Genomic DNA, 17287 nt, shown 5'->3' on the forward strand with positions numbered 1-17287 from the left:
CAAGGGGATCCATCCCTTGCGCCGCTATGCGGCTATCCTTACATGAAAAAAGGCGTGATCACTTTCGTCACGCCTTTTGCCTATTTAACTGTCTTACGAACACCCCGCTAAAGCGGCGCATTCTTTCATATCCACATTTGAGTGTATCAGCGAACCCAAAAGGTTGTGCAACGAATGGGCAAATACGAGGTGCGAGTGGACCCATCCACGCGATAAGCGGATGAAAAGCAGGTTTGTTGCGCAACAAATGCATGAACGCGTGCCCAATTATGAGCGCCCCGTGCGGCAGGCTGACGGGACATGCCGCGGAGCTGACGCCGCCTAGATCGCACGACGGGCCTCGATGGCACGGCCGAGCGTAAGCTCGTCAGCATACTCCAGGTCGCCGCCCACGGGCAGGCCGCTCGCCAGACGCGACACCTCGACGCCCAGAGGCTTGATGGTGCGGGCAAGGTAGCTCGCCGTGGTCTCGCCCTCAATGTTGGGGTTGGTGGCGATAATGACCTCGTGGATGTCCTCGTGGCCCAAGCGCGCCAGCAACTCGCGGATGTGCAGCTGCTCGGGGCCGATCTTGTCCATGGGGCTGATCACGCCGCCCAGCACGTGGTAGAGGCCGTGGTAGCTGCCCGTGCGCTCAATCGCCTGGACATCGCGCGGCTCACCCACCACGCAGATGCGGGTGGTGTCGCGCATCGAGTCTTGGCAGATGGAGCACTCGTCAGCGGTGGCGTAATTAAAGCAGCGGCTGCAAAAATGCACTTCCTGCTTAACCTCTAGAATGGCCTCGGCCAGGCGGCGCGCCTCCTCGGCGTCGGCCTCGAGCAGGTAGTAGGCGATGCGCTGGGCCGATTTGGGGCCAATGCCCGGCAGACGGCCCAGCTCATCGAGCAATTTTTGCAGACTATGGTTGGCACTCATTATATGTGCGCGTCTTAGAACGGCATGCCCGGGATGTTGAGGCCGCCGGCGATGGCGCCCATCTGCTTGTTGGCGAGCTCGTTGACGCCGCGGACGGCCTCGTTGACGGCAGCCATAATCATGTCCTGCAGCATATCGACGTCCTCGGGATCGAGCGCATCGGGGTCGATGGTGAGGTTGACGAGCTCCATCTCGCCGTTAACGGTCACCTTGACCATGCCGCCGCCGGCAGAGGCGTCGACGGTCTGGGACTTGAGGTTCTCCTGCGCGGCGGCAAGCTGCTCCTGCATCTTGCGGGCCTGCTTCATCATCTGCTGCATGTTCATACCGGCCATGATGGCTCCTTTACGTGTGGTCGCGCGACAAGCTGCAAGGGCAGCCGGGCACGGCGGGACTTTCAAACTCAAAAATCGTACCACGGCGCGGGGCAAACGAGCGGGGCGGTCGCGCTAACTCAGTCGATGTACATGTCCTCTAGCGTGACGCGCCGCCCAAGACTATGCAAGGTCGAATTATGCAAGGTCTCACAACTCGGCGTATATACCCGCCCGCATAGTTACTCCACCGGCTTGAAGATGGTGGACTGGCCAAAGACACTACGTATGAGGGCTTTGGCCTCGTCCTCGGTCTGCGGGATGCCCGGGGCTGCGCCCTGGTGACCGAAAGGACTGCCAGCACCGGGGTTGGACTCCCAAGGGGCAGCGAGGCCGTCGTCACTTGCAGGAGCGGACGTCGCAGCCGCGGGAGCTGCGGCCGAAGCGGCAGGGCTGGGCGCAGGCGCCGCGGCAGGCACGTCGAACGGAGGAAGATCTTCCCCGCTCGCATCGCCGGCGAAGCCGCCGACCATGGCGTCGTCGTAGGGTACCTGCTCGGATTCCCATGGCGCAGCCTGCGCAGACGGCTGAATCTTGGGAGCAGACGCGCACTCGGGCGCTCGGGGCGCGGGCTCGGTCGGGAGCTTGCCCGTGGCAGGAGCACCGGCAGGGTTGTCGGAGCGCAGCCAGGGGGCCTTGGCCAGGTCGGATGACTTGGGTGCAGGCGCGGCAGCGGGCTTGGACGCGGGGATCGGAGCAGCCGGTTTGGGCACGGCGGGTTCAGTCACCGACGGGATCGGTGCCGCTACCGGTGCCGCTTTTGGCTGCGTCGCGCTGGCGCTCAAGGATGCAGGGGCCGCCGAGGACACGGGTTGCGGGTCCGCAGATGCCGCAGCCCGTGCAGATGGAGAATGCTCCTCATGTTGAGGAGCCGGCCTGACACCCCCATCCAGAACATAGTCGACGGTGCGACGACCGAAGACCGCACTGACTGTCGGCAAAAACACCGCCTGTGTATCAGCACGCCCGAGCATCTTGATAGCAAATGCCGTAGGGAACGAGACCGTGAGCTTAGAACCATCGTCTGCCGTAGCGCGAGCGTTCAACAGGAGTGCCGCATAAGAAGGTTGTTGGGCCTTGACGCGCTCGACGACCTCGACCCATTTGCGCTGGAGCTCGCCGGCATCCTCTACCGCAGGGGTCTCGGCGGCGCCGGCGGCAGCAACCTGAGCGGCAGTGTTGGGCTGGGGCTTAGGCGCCGGAGCGGTGATAGGCGCGGGGGCCGCAACGGGCTGAGGCGTCGGAGCTGGCGCAGGCCGAGGCGCAGGCGCCGCAGGCTTGGAAGCTGACACGGACGCAGGCTGGGCCGCCGGAGCGGCGGCGCCGCGATCCCAAGGCATGCCGCCCTGGCGCGCGGGCGTAGCAGTGGGAGCGGCGGATGCCACAGGGGCAGCAGCTCGGGCACCCGAAATCAGCGTCGGTTGTTGTGTCGCCACAGGTGCAGCCGCGACAGCCGCAGGCGCAGCACCAGCAGCAGCCACGCTCGCCGGCACCGCGGCGTTGGCGACCATGGCCTCCAAGCGTGCCACGCGCTCGGCCAGGGCCTCAATGGTCAGATCGGCCTCGGGACGTGCCAGGCGCGTGCAGGCGATCTCGAGCACCAGGCGCACGTCGCTCGCACCCCTCATCTCCAACGCGGCATCGTCGAGCACTGTCAGCACGCGGGCCAGACGGTCGGCCGGATGCCCGCCAAAGGCAGCGGCCTCGGCAGCAAGCGCCTCGGCCTGCTCGGCCCCGCCCTCAAACAGCTCGCCACGGGTACCGGCAACGCAGGCCACATACACGTCGCGCACGTGCGCCACCAGGTCGCGCGTCAGCTCAAGCAGGTCATTGCCCTCCTCGACCTGTGCGCGAATGAGCCCATAGAGTTCAGCAATATCACGCTCGGCGATGGCGCGGGCAAACTCGCCCAGGATCTGGTCCGAAACCTCGCCCAAAAGCGAGCGGGCATCGTCCGCATGCACGGAGCCGTTGCCAAAAACGCTCAGCTGCTCCAGCGTGGAAAGCGCGTCGCGCATGCCGCCCTTGGCATGGCGCGCCACGATGGCGAGCGCCTCGTCGTCGTAATCGAAGCCCTCCTGCTCGCACACGTAGGACAGGCGATGCTCGATATCCTCGTTGCCGATGCGGTGGAAATCGAAGCGCTGGCAGCGCGAGAGGATGGTCTCCAGAATCTTTTGCGGATCGGTGGTGCACAACACAAAGATCACGTGCGCCGGCGGCTCCTCGAGCGTCTTGAGCAGCGCGTTGAACGCCGCCGTCGTGAGCATATGGACCTCGTCGATAATATAGATCTTGTACTTGCCACGCACCGGGGCAAAGTTAACGGAGTTGATGATCTCCTCGCGCACATTGTCCACGCCCGTACGGCTTGCGGCATCGAGCTCGTAGACATCGGGGTGGTTGCCCTCGGCGATGAGCTCGCACTCTTCGCAAGTGCCGTCGGGCATGCAGCCGCTTGCGCCCTCGGCGCGCGCCGCCTCGGCATTGCGGCATAGCAGCGCCTTGGCCAGAATGCGCGCCATGGTGGTCTTGCCCGTGCCGCGCGGTCCGCAGAACAGGTACGCGTGGGACAGGCGTCCCTCGGTGATGGCGTGCTCGAGCGTCGAGACGATATGCTGCTGGCCCACCACGGAGTCGAAGGTGAGCGGGCGATACTTTCGGTACAACGATTCCATGGGTGCTCCCCCGGGTATACTGAGTTTTGTTGCCGCGACGGCCATGCGGTCGCACGGCATACTGCACTCATAATAACCCGTACGGCGAGCCCGCCGCGATAGGAGTCCAAAGAGCATGGCAGACGCAGAGAGCAACCTCGTTCCCTCCGAAGCAGCCGACCAGGTCGAGGTCGCGCTCGAGAAACAGGCAGCAGCCGACGACGGCATCCTGTACCTCAACGAGTATCAGTACGAAAACGACCTCGTCACCGACTTCGCCCGCTTGGTCGCCTCGCCCAGGCGTCGCGGCTCGCTGTATGTCGCCGCGGCAATTGCCGCGCTGCTCGGCATCGGCATGTTGGTGGCCGGCGGCAACTGGATCAAGTTTGGCGTCGTCCTGATCGTGTTCGGCGCCTTTTTGGCCTGGTGGAGCAAAAACCTGCACCACACGCTCGCCCGCGACTTTATCGACGCCGTCGAGGCCGACAAGTCCATGGGTGGCCGCTATCGCCGCGTCGCCGCCAACGAGGACGGCTTGATGGTTTGGGGCAAGAGCGGCAAGTCGCAGTTCTTCCCGTTTGAGAAGCTCGACCACGTACTCGACGGCGAGCGCATCTTTGTTGCCATGTTCGCAGACCAGGGCGTGACGATCCCCAAGGACACCTTTGTTCGCGGCGACGCCGAGCAGTTTGGCTCCTTCCTTAAGGCGCGCATCAACAAAAAGCTCCGCATCGAGACCAAGAAGAAGAAAATGAAGGCCGAGAAGGCTGCAGCCGAGGCCAAGCAGGGAGACAAGGCAGACAAGCCCCAGGACAACAAGGGCAAGCAGTGCAAGCAGAAGAAGGGCAAGAAGAAGCGCTAAGGCCAAGTCAGACAGGCAGCCTCGCATCCCGCTATCCTCCCCATGCACCAGAGCGTGCTACACTAGCAGCATCTATGCCACCGCGAATGGCTCGGCCCCGCGCCCGCCGCTCGCAAACGAACTTTAAACGCACGAGGGTTGGCCATGCCGCTTTTCTCGCAACATACCGCCCGGTTCTCGCCGGACGTCCCTTTGGAGGGCACCAGCTCTCGCGAGCTGCTCAAGCGGTACCAGCCGCTCGAGACGCTTGCGACCGGCGGTTTTGGCTCCATCGAGATTTGCCGCGACACGCACCTGCGTCGTCGCGTGGCCATTAAGCGCATCCCTCTTATCAACGGCTCCGGCATGCCCGCCAGCGACATCATGGATGTACTGCGCGAGGCACATACCGCCGCCATGCTTCAACATCCCAATATCGTGCAGGTTATCGACTTTACGCATGACACCGCCTATGCCTACCTGGTCATGGAGTATGTCGACGGCATGTCGCTGGCCGAGTTTTTGCATCGCGTGGACGGCCACTCGCTCACCTTTGACGAGGCAGCGACCATTGCCGACGCATTGGGTCAGGCGCTCACCTTTGCCCATGCAAACGGCGTGCTTCATCTGGACATAAAGCCCGCCAATGTGCTCATTGACCACTCGGGCAATGTAAAGCTCACCGACTTTGGCATGGCGCGGCTGTCATCTGCCGGCGGCTTTGGCGGATCGCGCGGCGGCACCATCGGCTACATGCCGCCCGAACAGCTCGATATCGAGACCGGCACGGTCGACGAGCGCGCCGATGTCTTTGCCCTTGCCTGCGTGATCTACGAGAGCCTGTGCGGCAGCGCCCCCTTTATGGCGGCAACGCCTGCCGACTCGCTCGACCGCATCATCGGCGGCGCCACCTACCCCAGCGAGCTGATCCCGCACTTTCCCCCGGGAGCCGAGGCAGCGCTCATGAGCGCCCTCTCCCCTATGCCGCAAGACCGCCCCGATAGCATCGAGGCATTCTGCGACCAACTCCTTGCCGGCTTGGGGAGCGTGCGCGAAGGCCGTCGCAGCTTGGAGCAGATGGTAAGCGAGCTATCGGACGACGAGCACGCGGCAGACGATATGGAGTCGCTGCCTTACGAGGATAACGCCATCGAAGTCGACCCCGCGCTCGGTTGGGCGGGCACGCGCTGGAGCTGCGCGCGCGATTACACCATGCGCGGCATCTCGGCGCTAACGTGTGCAACCTTCAGCTTTTTGTTTATGCAGACAGCGGGCGTCGCGGCGCTTCCCGGGCTGGTCGCCGCGGCCATCGCTATTGGCGCGGCGGCAGGCTTGGCACCGCAGATCGGCTCGGCTATCTCGGCCGTAGGCTTTTTGGTGCTCATGGCCAACGCCACCATGCAGGCGCAGGGCATCCTGTCGATGCTGCCGGTCGCGGTCATTTTTGCCGCCGCCATGTCCGGATGGTGGATTGCCTGGGGACGCACCGAAGCGGCCGCGAGCGCGGCACTCACCTGCACGCTTGCGCTAGGTTGTCTAACCGGCGACGCCATCCTTGCCGCCGGGGCCGCCGCGGGCTTCGCGGCGTTTTGGCTCGGCCCGGCAAGCGCCGCTGCCGCCACGGGTATAGGCGCGCTTTTTGCCCGCCTGGCCGCAGCTGCCCTCCCTACGGGAGGCGTGCTGGGGCTTGGCAATGTCGCCGCAGCGCTGGGCGACGCGTTCCTCTGGGCCGCCTTCGCACTGATTGCAGCAGCAGCCGCGGCAACGTCGCTGCTGCTCAATGCCCATGCCAAGCGCGCCGAGCAGGGGTCAAACCTCGCCGCCATCGTCGCAATTGCCGTCGCCGGTATCGGCTCGGCCGTATCGTTTTGTCTTGCACACCATATGGAAATTGCCAGCCTTGCGGGCACGGTCGTCGCCAAGGCGGCGGTTGCGGGAATCCTATCCTCTATAATCGTTGGGATATGCCTGTATTTGCTCGGATACCAAAGAACCTATACGGAGAGTGATCTTTCGTGAACTTCCTGAACATCTTCGAGGACCACGTGGCCGGCATCTTCGGTGCCACCCGTGCCCCGTTCTCCTTTAAGAAGCTTGCCAAGCAGGCTGCTCGCGACATGGAGGATCAAACTCTGGTGATCAACGGCGTCAACACCGCGCCGGCGCTCTATACCATCCTGATCGCCACCGATGACGATCCCATGCTTGCCCCGTTCTATCCCGAGCTTTCGCGCGAGGTGCGCGAGTTTGTGAAGGCGCAGGCCGAAAAACGCCGCTACGTCTTTGTCGGCGAGCCCCTTGTTCGCTTTATGATCGACCCTCAGCTGCGCGCCGGCAAGTTCTCGGTCTTTGCCGAGAACGTCGACGCTCCCACACTCGGCCGTCTGTACGAGGAAGAGCGCGCCTATCAAAATGGCCTGGGACAGAACAGCTCGGCCACAAGCCGTGCCGCAAGCGCCCCCCGCGCCGGTCAGCAGCAGTTTGCATCGCCGCAGCAACACCCGGCCGCCATGCCCCAGCAGCAGCCGACACCCCGCGCTGCCACTCCCGACCCGCTCGCTGTGGCCGACCCCTTTGCACCCAATGTCCCCGATCCCGCAGCCCCCATCCCTGTGCCGCAAACCGTCTCGCGCGACGCACTTGCCGGTATGGGCGGAGCGGCTGCCACTGGCGCCGCCGTGGGCCTTGGCGCTGCGACCAGCATCGCCTCCAACATGGCAAGCCCCCGCGCCCCGCAGCGTCCGCTCGCCCAACTCGTCGACGTCGTGAGCGGCGAGAGCCACAACATCACCTCCGCGCAGGTGACCATCGGTCGTGAGCGCTCGGTATCCGACATCGCCCTGCGCGATCCCAACGTGTCGCGCCGTCATGCCCAACTCACCTTTACCGGCTCTGACTGGTCGATCGAGGACCTCAACTCCACCAACGGCACGCTCGTCAACAACCGCCGCATCACGCGCTGCCCGCTGCGCAACGGCGATCTGCTAACGTTTGGCCTGAGCACCTTTGAATTTAGGGGTTAATCGCTTATGAACATCGATATCGTCCTTTTTGCAGGCCGCATCGTACTGGTCGTCCTGCTTTATATCTTCTTGTTCGCCGTCATGAAGACCGGCGTGGGGCTCGTGCGCGGCCAGCGCCGAGACTCTGCCATCTGGACGATCGATGTGGACAAGGGCCCGCGCGGCATCCGCGGTATTCACGTGGATATGCTTGGCCCCGTCATCGTCGGTCGTTCGCCGTCATCTGACATCTGCATCAACGAGCCGTTTGTCTCTGCCTCGCATGCGCGTTTTTCGCTGCAGGGCCCGGCACTTATTATCGAGGACCTCAACTCGCTCAACGGCACCCTTGTTAACGGCCGCCAGCTGGTGGAGCCCGCAACGCTGCGCGAGGGCGACGAAGTCCAGATTGGCGACGTGGTCATGAAGGTGAACCGTCGATGATCGACGAGGAGAACAAGTCCACAACCATGTCCGAGGCGCTGGCTGCCCCCGCGGCCGTGCCGGCTCATGCCGCCCCGGCGGGCCCTGCGCCCGTTGAGCCCGAGGACACCGTGTTCTCCCTGCCTCTTTCGCATGTAACGCAAGACCATCCAATGCCCATCGATGGCCAGGATGAAGATAATTCCACCGATGCCCCCATCGGCGCGCACGCCGTTGCCGATCAACCTTCGGCACCGGAAACTACACCTGCGCCGGCCCACTTTGCCGAGTCTGTCGCCGCGGCAATCGATGAGAGCGCCGCGGTGTTTTTGGCCCCCGAGCCCACGGCACCGGTGTTTCCCGTAGTTCCAGCACCCACCGCAGCGCCCGAGCCCGCATCTACACCGGCACCCGCGGCGGCATCCTCCCCCGCGGCCGCATCGGCGCCCGAGGCCGTGCAGCCTACGGCCGAAGAGATGCCCGTCACAGCGACGGAGGACGCCTCTCAGCCCCACAGCACGCCCGCGCCCGCGCACTTCGCGGCACCCGAGCCCGCAGCCGTCGCCCCGCAAGACGAAGAGCCTGCCGACAACACAACCGAAGTGCCCGCCACGTCTAAAGTCGACGATCCGAGCAACGAGGCCAACGCCGTCTCGCCCGGCGACACGGCTGAGATTGATGTCGCCGCCGTGGAGGCCAAGCTCAAGGACCCTGGTTCGACCATGAGTTTTGAGCCGCTGGCCGACGAGCGCATCGAGACCGATTCGACCTACGATGCCGGCACCACCACGCAACTCATGTGGGGCGCCCGCTCCGATGTTGGCTGCGTGCGTCCGCACAACGAGGACTCCTACCTGGTACAGTCGCCGCTCTTTTGCGTGTGCGACGGCATGGGTGGTCACGCCGCCGGCGAGGTAGCCTCCTCCATCGCGGTCGAGACCATCGCCAAGACGGCGCCACAGGCTGCCGACGCCGCGCGCCTAGCCGCAGCCGTCGAAGCTGCCAACGCCGCCGTCATCGAGGCCGCACTCAACGGCCTGGGCAAGCCCGGTATGGGCTGCACGGCAACCTGCGCCTATATCGAAAACGACATGCTCGCCATCGCCCACGTGGGCGACTCGCGCGCCTACCTGCTCCACGAGGGCACGCTCATCCGCGTGACCCGCGACCACTCCTATGTGGAGGAGCTCGTGGACGCTGGCGAAATTACGGCCGACGAGGCGCGCGTCCATCCCAACCGCTCGGTTATCACGCGTGCGCTGGGTTCGGACCCCGCCATGTATGCCGACCACTTTACCCTGCACATCGAAGAGGGCGACCGCCTGATCCTGTGCTCGGACGGCCTTTCGAGCATGATTCCCGATAGCGAAATCGAAAACATCGCCACGCAATCGTCTACGGCGCAGATTTGCGTCGACAACCTGGTGGACGCCGCGCTCGCTGCCGGCGGCCACGACAACGTGACGGTAGTCGTTGTGGACCTGGTCGACGACGGCGTCATGCGCGAGGCAAAGCGTGTTCGCCGCCGCAACGTCACCATTGCCGCCATCCTGGGCATCGCTTTTGTGCTGGCGGCAACCATCTGGGCCTACGCGGGCGTCACCGGCTCGTATTACCTGGGCACCTACAAGGACACCGTCGCGGTCTACCGGGGCATTCCCGGCAAGCCGCTCGGCCTTAAGCTGCACTGGCTCGAGAGCACGACCGCCATCAAGCTATCCGACCTACCCGAAGACACGCAGAATCGTCTGAAAGCAGGCATTCCGCAAACGAGTGTCGACGACGCGCAGGACACTATCTCCAAGTACCGTCATCAGATCGATGAGGAACAGACCCGCCAGGTGATCGACGCGCAAACGATTCGCGACAACACCGACCAGGAATCGACTTCCAAATCGAATTCCGAAAAAACCGCCGAACAGTCCGCCGAGGCCGAAGCCTCCGATAAGAATTAGAAAGGGAGTGCCGCTTATGAGTCGCCGCAACACCGAAATGCTCTTGCTCATCGCCTCGGCGTTCCCCGTCATCCTGCTGTATGCGATGTACGTGCTCACCGCAGGCGCTTCCATCTCGTTTGAAACGCTCGCCGTGCCGATCGGTCTTTTTGCCGCCTTCGCCGCGGCGCATATCGCCGTGCGCATCCTGGCGCCCGGTGCCGATCCGGCCATCCTGCCCATCGTCTTTGTGCTTTCGGGTATCGGCATCACGTTCGTAACGCGTCTGGCACCCGCCCTCGCCATCTCGCAGCTCGTCATTCTGTTTGTCTCGGTGGCACTGATGGTGGGCACGCTCGCGATGATCAAGAATCTCGATGTGGTCATGCGCTACAAGTACACCTTTGGCATCATCGGCATCATCTTGCTGATGCTGCCCATCTTTATCGGCACCACCATCTCGGGCTCCAAGCTGTGGATTCGCATCGCCGGCTTCACCATCCAGCCCGGCGAGTTCGCCAAGATTTTTATCGTATTGTTCTTGGCCGGATACCTAGCCGAGAACCGCGAGCTACTCTCCATCTCCAATCGCAAGATCTTGGGCCTCAAGGTCCCGCGCCTGCGCCTGCTGCTACCGCTGTTCGCTGTGTGGGGTGTATGCCTTCTGGTCGTTGTCTTCGAGCGCGACTTGGGCTCCGCCGTGCTGTTCTACACCATCTTCTTGCTGATGCTCTACGTCGCCACGGGACGTTTCTCGTATGTCGTCATCGGCCTTGCGCTTTTGGCAGTGGGTGCCGTGGGCGCCTACAAGTTCCTGTCGCATGTCCAGGTACGTTTCCAGATCTGGGCCGACCCCTTTAAGGATGCCCAGGGCCAGGGCTACCAGATTGTGCAATCCCTTTTCTCGTTGGCTGACGGCGGTCTTATCGGCGTTGGCATCGGTAATGGCATGGCCAATAACATCCCCGTCGTCGAGTCCGACTTCATTTTCTCGGCCATCGGCGAGGAAATGGGCCTTTTGGGCGGCGGCGCCGTACTCGTCCTGTTTATGCTCTTTGCCGTGCGAGGCCTGACCACGGCCGCCCGCGCTAAGTCTGACCTTGCCGCATTTAGCGCCACGGGCCTCACGGCCGCCATTAGCTTCCAGGCCTTCTTGATCGTTGGCGGCGTTACCCGCCTGATTCCGCTGACCGGCGTCACCCTGCCCTTTATGAGCCAGGGCGGCTCCTCGCTGCTGGCGAGCTTTATCATTGTCGCGCTTTTGCTGCGCGCCGGCGATGAGGCCACCGGTCGCGAGGCCGAGCTCACCGGCACCGGCACCATGGCCGCCATCACTGACGACCAGGTCGCTTCTGCCGCGGCGCATGCCGGCACGCGCTTCGCTTCTTCGTCTTCCTACGGCCGTGGCAGCCACTCCACCGGCTCGCGCATGCGTCGTCGCCTGCTCGATACGCCCGAATCTGGCGTGCTCGGCCGCGTGGCGCTCGCTAACCGCCTAACCCGCGCGGTATTTGCCTTTACGGCCCTGTTCGCCATCCTCATCGGCAACCTCACCTATGTCCAGGTCATCAAGGCCAAGGATTACCAGGATATGCCGACCAACAATCACACCATCGCCCGTTCCAAGTACATCCAGCGCGGCTCCATCATCACGTCCGACGGCGTGACGCTGGCCGAATCGCTGCAACAGGAGGACGGCACCTACGTACGCTCCTACCCTAACGGCAACCTGGCCGCCCATGTGGTTGGCTATGTGAGCCAGCAGTACGGCACCGCCGGTATCGAGAGCGTGATGAACGACACGCTCACCGGTTCCAAGGATTACTCCAGCTGGAACAACGCCATCGCGTCGCTCGCGGGCCAAAACCAGCCGGGCAACACCGCCAAACTCACCATCGACTCCCGCATCCAGACGGCTGCCGAACAGGCTCTCAAGGGCTTTAAGGGCGCCGTTGTGGTCATGGACCCGCGCACTGGCGCGGTGCTCGCATGTGCCAGCTCGCCCACCTACGACAACACCAACATCGACGCCCTGCTGCAATCGGGTGGCGGTGAGGACGGTTCTATGTACGACCGCGCCATGGACGCCCTCTATACTCCGGGCTCCACGTTTAAGGTCGTCACGCTTTCGGCGGCGCTCGAGTCCGGTGCAGCGACGCTCGACACCACCTATAGCGCTCCGGCCGAGATGGAGATCGGCGGCGCTGCCGTCACCAATGCCGACGACATCGGCTACGGCACCATCTCGCTCCGCCGCGCGTTTGCCGTGTCGTCCAACGTCGCCTACGGCCAGCTGGCCCGCGACCTCGGCGCCGAGACGCTCGTCAACCAGGCGAACGCCTTTGGGTTTGGCCAGTCGCTCGGCCAAGACTTCTCCACCACGCCCTCCATCATGCCCGACCCGTCGGTGATGACGGAATGGGAGCTCGCCTGGGCCGGCGCCGGCCAGCCCGTCGGCATGGACCACACGCCGGGTCCGCAGACCACCGTCATGCAGAACGCCGTTATCGCGGCGGCCATCGCCAACAGCGGCGTCGTCATGGACCCGTTCTTCGTTGCCCAGGTGCTCGCCCCAGACGGAACCGTGGTCAAGACCACGCAGTCCCGCTCACTGGGCCAGGCCGTCAGCGCCACCACGGCCGAACAGGTCAAACAGGCCATGCTCGACGTCGTTCAATCCGGCACCGGCACCGATGCCCAGATTCCGGGCGTCAAGGTTGCCGGCAAGACCGGCTCTGCCGAGATCGTCGGCACCAAGGTCAACTCGATGTTCGTCGGTTTTGCGCCTTACGATTCACCCACGGTCGCCATCTCGGTAGCCTTGGAGGATTACGACAAGCACGACGTCGAGGCGGCAAAGATCGCCGGCATCGTCCTGACCGCGGCGCTTGCCGCCCAGGGAGCGTGATGCCCGTGATTGATGCGCAAGCATGGGGCGTGCCGCGGCCGATAACACTAGCGGCAATGCGCCACACGGCCCCAGCGGCCTCAAATTTGGTACTACACACATCGTTGAGCGAATAGTCATGTTAGGAGCAGGAATGGAACAGAGGGTCCTCGGGGGAAGATACCTCCTCAAGGATAAGGTAGGGACAGGCGGCATGGCGACCGTCTACCGTGCACAGGACCAGGTCCTCGACCGCACGGTAGCTATCAAAATCATGCTGCCGCAATATGCCGGCGACGCCACCTTTGCTGCACGCTTTAAGCAGGAGGCCCAGGCAGCCGCCGGCCTCTCCTCCCCCTATATCGTCGGCGTCTACGATTGGGGCAAGGACGGCGACACCTATTACATCGTCATGGAATACCTGCGCGGCACCGACCTTAAGAGCGGCATCAAGAGCCACGGCGCCCTTGATCCCAAAAAGGTCGCTCAGATCGGCTCGCAGATCAGCTCCGCACTTTCGGTCGCCCACAAGCACGAGATCATCCACCGCGATATTAAGCCGCAGAACATCATGGTGCTGCCCGACGGCAACATCAAGGTCATGGACTTTGGCATCGCGCGCGCCAAGAACAGCCACCTTACGCAGGACAACAACGTTTTGGGCACCGCCCACTACGTAAGCCCCGAGCAGACCCGCGGGCAGGATCTAGGCCCCACCTCGGACATTTACTCGCTGGGCGTCGTGATGTACGAGTGCGCCACCGGCCGCGTGCCTTTCGACGGCGACGATGCCATCTCGGTCGCACTCAAGCAGGTCAACGAGCTGCCCGTGCCGCCGAGCCAGATCAACTCCGGTGTCGATGCCGATCTTGAGCGCATTATCCTCAAGTGCATGGAAAAAGATCCGGCTAACCGTTTCCAGACGGCCGACGAGCTGCGTCAGGTGCTCAACAGCTACCTGTCTGGTCGCGCCGTCAACGTGCCGGAGCCTACGCGCGTTATCGGCGCCGTTGGCGACCTGGGTGCCACCAAGACCCGAGAGCTATCCGACCAGACGCGCGCCATGGTACGCCCCGTCTCGGGCGTGAGCGGACAAAATAACGCTCGCAGCTCCGTCTCGGGTTCAACCGGCTCTTACGCCACCGAGCAGCCCAAATCCAACAAGAACAAGATCATCGCCGCCGTAGTTGCTGCGGTAGCCGTAATCGGCGTCATCGTGGCCTTTGCCACCGGACTCTTTGGCGGCGAGCAGGTCCCGGTTCCCGATGTGTTGGGTAAGGACCAGGAGACCGCCGTCGAACTGATTAAGGATGCCGGCCTTGACGTCGGAACCATTGACCAGAGCTACAACGACGACGTCGACGAGGGAAAGGTTGTCGAGCAGACTCCTAACGGTCACACCAAGAAGCCCAAGGGCACCAAGGTGAATCTGGTAATCTCCAAGGGTCCCAAGCCCTCCGAGAAGGTTGATGTCCCGCAGCTCGTTGGTCTGACCAAGGACCAGGCAGAGGCGGCGCTGGCAAGCGTCGGCCTTAAGGGCAATGCCACCGAGGAAGCCAACGAGGCCGAAGAAGGCCAGGTCTTTGAGCAGGGCACCGATGCGGGCAAGGAAGTCGAGAAGGGCACGACCATTTCGTACAAAGTCTCGAGTGGACCCGACACCACCTCCGTTCCCGATCTGACCGACATGACCGAGGCTCAGGCACGCAACGCCCTCGATATGGCCGGCTTCGGCGTCGATGTGACCTACCAGGAGAACGATTCCGTCACCGAGGGCACCGTCATTAGCTGGAACCCCAGCGGTAAGCAAAAGCCCGGCGCCACGATTACCGTCGTCATCGCCAAGAAGTCCGGCAAGGCAAACGTTCCGGGCAACCTGTACGGCAAGAGTATCTCCTCCGCCGTCACCGCGCTCAACAACGCCGGATTCTACAACATCGCATTCTGCGATCAGAACGGCAACCCCGTGAGTGGTAACGAAAACGCCACCGTGACGGGCGTCTCCCCCACTGGCAAGCAGTCCACCGACAGCACGATCACGCTGACGGTTTCGATTTCTGGCTCTGGCACCGATTCAGGCGACGATTCCGGCACGACCAACTAGTCATCGAGACATTGCCCACAGCAGCTGATGCCACAAACATATTCGCTCACAGGCGCCCGCTTGCTCCCCCAGCAAGCGGGCGCTTTCTTTATCCGAAGCAGTGAAAACTACGGTATGCCTTTAAACCAGAAGAGCCCGGTACCGCAGCGGTACCGGGCTCGATATTGCTCTGGTGCCCCCGGGCGGATTCGAAAACTCCCCCCGCGGGGAAATCGGTGACGCGGGTGTCGACGGCCCGAATCCGGCCCTTAGACCAGAAGAGCCCGGCACCGTGGTGGTACCGGGCTCGATATTGCTCTGGTGCCCCCGGGCGGATTCGAACCGTCGACACCCGCTTTAGGAGAGCGGTGCTCTATCCCCTGAGCTACGGAGGCATGTTGTACTAGTGTAGCAGATTTGCGCCACTGCCATGCAGCGCATAGCCACTCTTCGAAGTTACGGTGGGACAGCCTTCCGGAAAGCGTGTCCCACTATCCAGACGAATTCTGGGACGTGCTTTCCGGATGGGGCCTCTCTAGGAAACTACGACCCGAAATTTGAGCTCGAAACGGGATATGGTTTCCCAAATGAGCCTGTTCCGGAAACTGCATCCCAGAATAGGCGCTCAAACAGGGATGATATTTCCCCAGCGAATCCCGCGAAGAGCTACAGGTAGTCATTGGGGACGTTCTTAAATGACTAGTCGTATAAGAACGTCGCAGGCGACTAGCTGCCTTTGTGGAAAAGGCCTTTGATAACGGAGGGGATGCTCTTGGCGCCCTTGGCCGTCACATCGATAAAGTCGGGCGAACGCACGAGCTTATCCTCGTCGACGTACTTGCGAACTGCACGAAGCGTCTCTTTGTCGTCGCGCGTCGAAAACGTAAAGTGGCCGTTATCCTTGGTAAAGATAGCAAAACGCGTGATCTTCTTAGTGCCGCGCAAAACCTCGGCGGCAATATAGTCGACCTCGTCCCACGGAATTTGAATAAAATCCTCGGGATTGCGCTCGTTGTAATACTCGAACGCCTTATTGCCCACCATCACGTTACCGTGGCTGGTAAGGCCCATCAGGCAGGTTGCCGGTGTTGCCAGATCGACCGTGCTGTTCTGAGATTGCGCCATGCGCGCCTCGCCCTCCAAATAAAACAATCGGACCGCATCCAGTGTACCCACCGGGTGCGGTCCGTTTCAATGGCTCAAAAGCCCTTGCCTAGCAACTCTCGGTCTTAAGCCGAAGCGTGCTTACATGAAGCCGCAAACGCGACCGATGATACCGACGGCGAAGAGAGCCAGGATGATGACGATCGGGCTGACCTTCTTCTTGAGCAGCTTGCAGACGAACAGCGTCAGGCACACGGCAGCAAGGCCGGGGATGAGCTGATCGAGGTTAGCCTGAAGCGTGGTGACCTTCACCTGATCAAGGGCGGTAGCACCGACGGAGTTGTACATCGTCAGTGCTTCCTTGATGCCCTCGGCACCGGAAGGCAGGTTAGCCCAGTCAATGAAGGCGCCGGCAGACTGCGTGACCTTGGAGACGACCGGGGTGAAGGAGATGGACACCCAGCGCTCGACCAGGGCGCCGATGATGAACATACCCAGGATGGAAGCACCCTCGGTGACCTTGCCCATCAGACCGCCGGAGAGATCCTTGGCGATGGAGGAGCCGACCTTATAGCCAAACTCCTGCGTGTACCACAGGAAGGCGTAACGGATGATGTTCCACGCGAAGAAGAACAGCAGCGGACCGGCGATGCTGCCGGACAGGGCCAGGGAAGCGCCCAGAGCGCCCAGGATCGGGCGAAGGGTGAACCAGAAGGCGGGGTCGCCGACGCCGGCGAGCGGGCCCATCATACCGACCTTGACGCCCTGAATGGCGACGTCATCGATCGGCGCACCGTTGGCGCGCTCCTCCTCGAGAGCGAGGGTAACGCCAATGACGGGGGCGGAAACATAGGGATGGGTGTTATAGAACTCCAGGTGGCGCTTAAGCGCGGAAATCTGGTCGTCCTTGCTGGTGTAGAGCTTCTTGATCGCAGGGATCATTGCGAAGCACCAGCCGCCATTCTGCATACGCTCGTAGTTCCACGAGCCCTGAAGGAACTGATGACGGAAGCAAACCTTCTTGCGGTCAGCCTTGGTGAGCTGAATCTTGTTCTCTGCCATAT

Annotated in this window: 12 protein-coding genes and 1 tRNA gene; 7 read left to right on the forward strand and 6 right to left on the reverse strand. The window is 62.7% G+C overall.

Annotated features, from left to right (window positions below; genetic code table 11):
* Nucleotides 1-321 precede the first annotated feature (321 nt).
* From recR to dnaX, 3 genes are all read right to left on the reverse strand, one after another.
* On the reverse strand, nt 322-918 hold the full coding sequence (recR, locus tag ACTNBY_RS06345) for a recombination mediator RecR (RefSeq protein WP_099432550.1): 597 nt from the start codon (nt 916-918) through the stop codon (nt 322-324).
* 14 nt (nt 919-932) lie between these two features.
* Complete coding sequence (locus ACTNBY_RS06350; RefSeq protein WP_427719331.1) at nt 933-1253, reverse strand: YbaB/EbfC family nucleoid-associated protein; 321 nt, start codon at nt 1251-1253, stop codon at nt 933-935.
* Between the two features lie 221 nt (nt 1254-1474).
* Complete coding sequence (dnaX, locus tag ACTNBY_RS06355) at nt 1475-3970, reverse strand: DNA polymerase III subunit gamma/tau (RefSeq protein ID WP_441063846.1); 2496 nt, start codon at nt 3968-3970, stop codon at nt 1475-1477.
* A 115-nt stretch (nt 3971-4085) separates the two neighbouring features.
* Between dnaX and ACTNBY_RS06360 the strand changes: the two genes are divergently transcribed.
* The 7 genes from ACTNBY_RS06360 to pknB all read left to right on the forward strand — a co-directional run bounded on the left by ACTNBY_RS06360 (nt 4086) and on the right by pknB (nt 15140).
* The gene (locus ACTNBY_RS06360; RefSeq protein WP_427719328.1) at nt 4086-4811 is read left to right on the forward strand and encodes a hypothetical protein; all 726 of its coding nucleotides are present in this window, start codon (nt 4086-4088) and stop codon (nt 4809-4811) included.
* Nucleotides 4812-4955: 144 nt separating this feature from the next.
* Nucleotides 4956-6809 (forward strand): serine/threonine-protein kinase, encoded by a 1854-nt coding sequence (locus ACTNBY_RS06365; protein WP_441063847.1) that lies wholly within the window; start codon nt 4956-4958, stop codon nt 6807-6809.
* The gene (locus ACTNBY_RS06370) at nt 6806-7813 is read left to right on the forward strand and encodes an FhaA domain-containing protein (RefSeq protein ID WP_427719325.1); all 1008 of its coding nucleotides are present in this window, start codon (nt 6806-6808) and stop codon (nt 7811-7813) included. Before ACTNBY_RS06365 ends, ACTNBY_RS06370 begins: the two co-directional genes overlap by 4 nt.
* Before the next feature lie 6 nt (nt 7814-7819).
* On the forward strand, nt 7820-8236 hold the full coding sequence (locus tag ACTNBY_RS06375) for an FHA domain-containing protein (protein WP_055250779.1): 417 nt from the start codon (nt 7820-7822) through the stop codon (nt 8234-8236).
* A complete protein-coding gene (locus tag ACTNBY_RS06380; protein ID WP_441063848.1) occupies nt 8233-10170 on the forward strand; it encodes a Stp1/IreP family PP2C-type Ser/Thr phosphatase in 1938 nt (645 codons plus the stop codon). The genes ACTNBY_RS06375 and ACTNBY_RS06380 overlap by 4 nt, the downstream gene beginning before the upstream one ends.
* A 16-nt stretch (nt 10171-10186) precedes the next feature.
* Nucleotides 10187-13057 (forward strand): FtsW/RodA/SpoVE family cell cycle protein, encoded by a 2871-nt coding sequence (locus ACTNBY_RS06385; protein WP_441041749.1) that lies wholly within the window; start codon nt 10187-10189, stop codon nt 13055-13057.
* Nucleotides 13058-13190: 133 nt separating this feature from the next.
* Nucleotides 13191-15140, forward strand: a complete 1950-nt coding sequence (gene pknB / locus ACTNBY_RS06390; protein WP_441063850.1) for a Stk1 family PASTA domain-containing Ser/Thr kinase — start codon at nt 13191-13193, stop codon at nt 15138-15140.
* Between the two features lie 298 nt (nt 15141-15438).
* Here the strand turns inward: pknB and ACTNBY_RS06395 are convergent.
* From ACTNBY_RS06395 to ACTNBY_RS06405, 3 genes are all read right to left on the reverse strand, one after another.
* Nucleotides 15439-15514 (reverse strand) — tRNA-Arg (locus ACTNBY_RS06395).
* A gap of 331 nt (nt 15515-15845) precedes the next feature.
* Nucleotides 15846-16244 (reverse strand): DUF956 family protein, encoded by a 399-nt coding sequence (locus ACTNBY_RS06400; RefSeq protein WP_427795138.1) that lies wholly within the window; start codon nt 16242-16244, stop codon nt 15846-15848.
* A 120-nt stretch (nt 16245-16364) separates the two neighbouring features.
* Nucleotides 16365-17285 carry a PTS system mannose/fructose/sorbose family transporter subunit IID gene (locus ACTNBY_RS06405; RefSeq protein WP_154518429.1) on the reverse strand — a complete coding sequence of 307 codons (921 nt, stop codon included), beginning with the start codon at nt 17283-17285 and terminating at the stop codon, nt 16365-16367.
* Nucleotides 17286-17287: the final 2 nt, after the last annotated feature.

It is taken from the genome of Collinsella sp. HCP28S3_E12, assembly GCF_052065595.1.
Classification (GTDB): domain Bacteria; phylum Actinomycetota; class Coriobacteriia; order Coriobacteriales; family Coriobacteriaceae; genus Collinsella.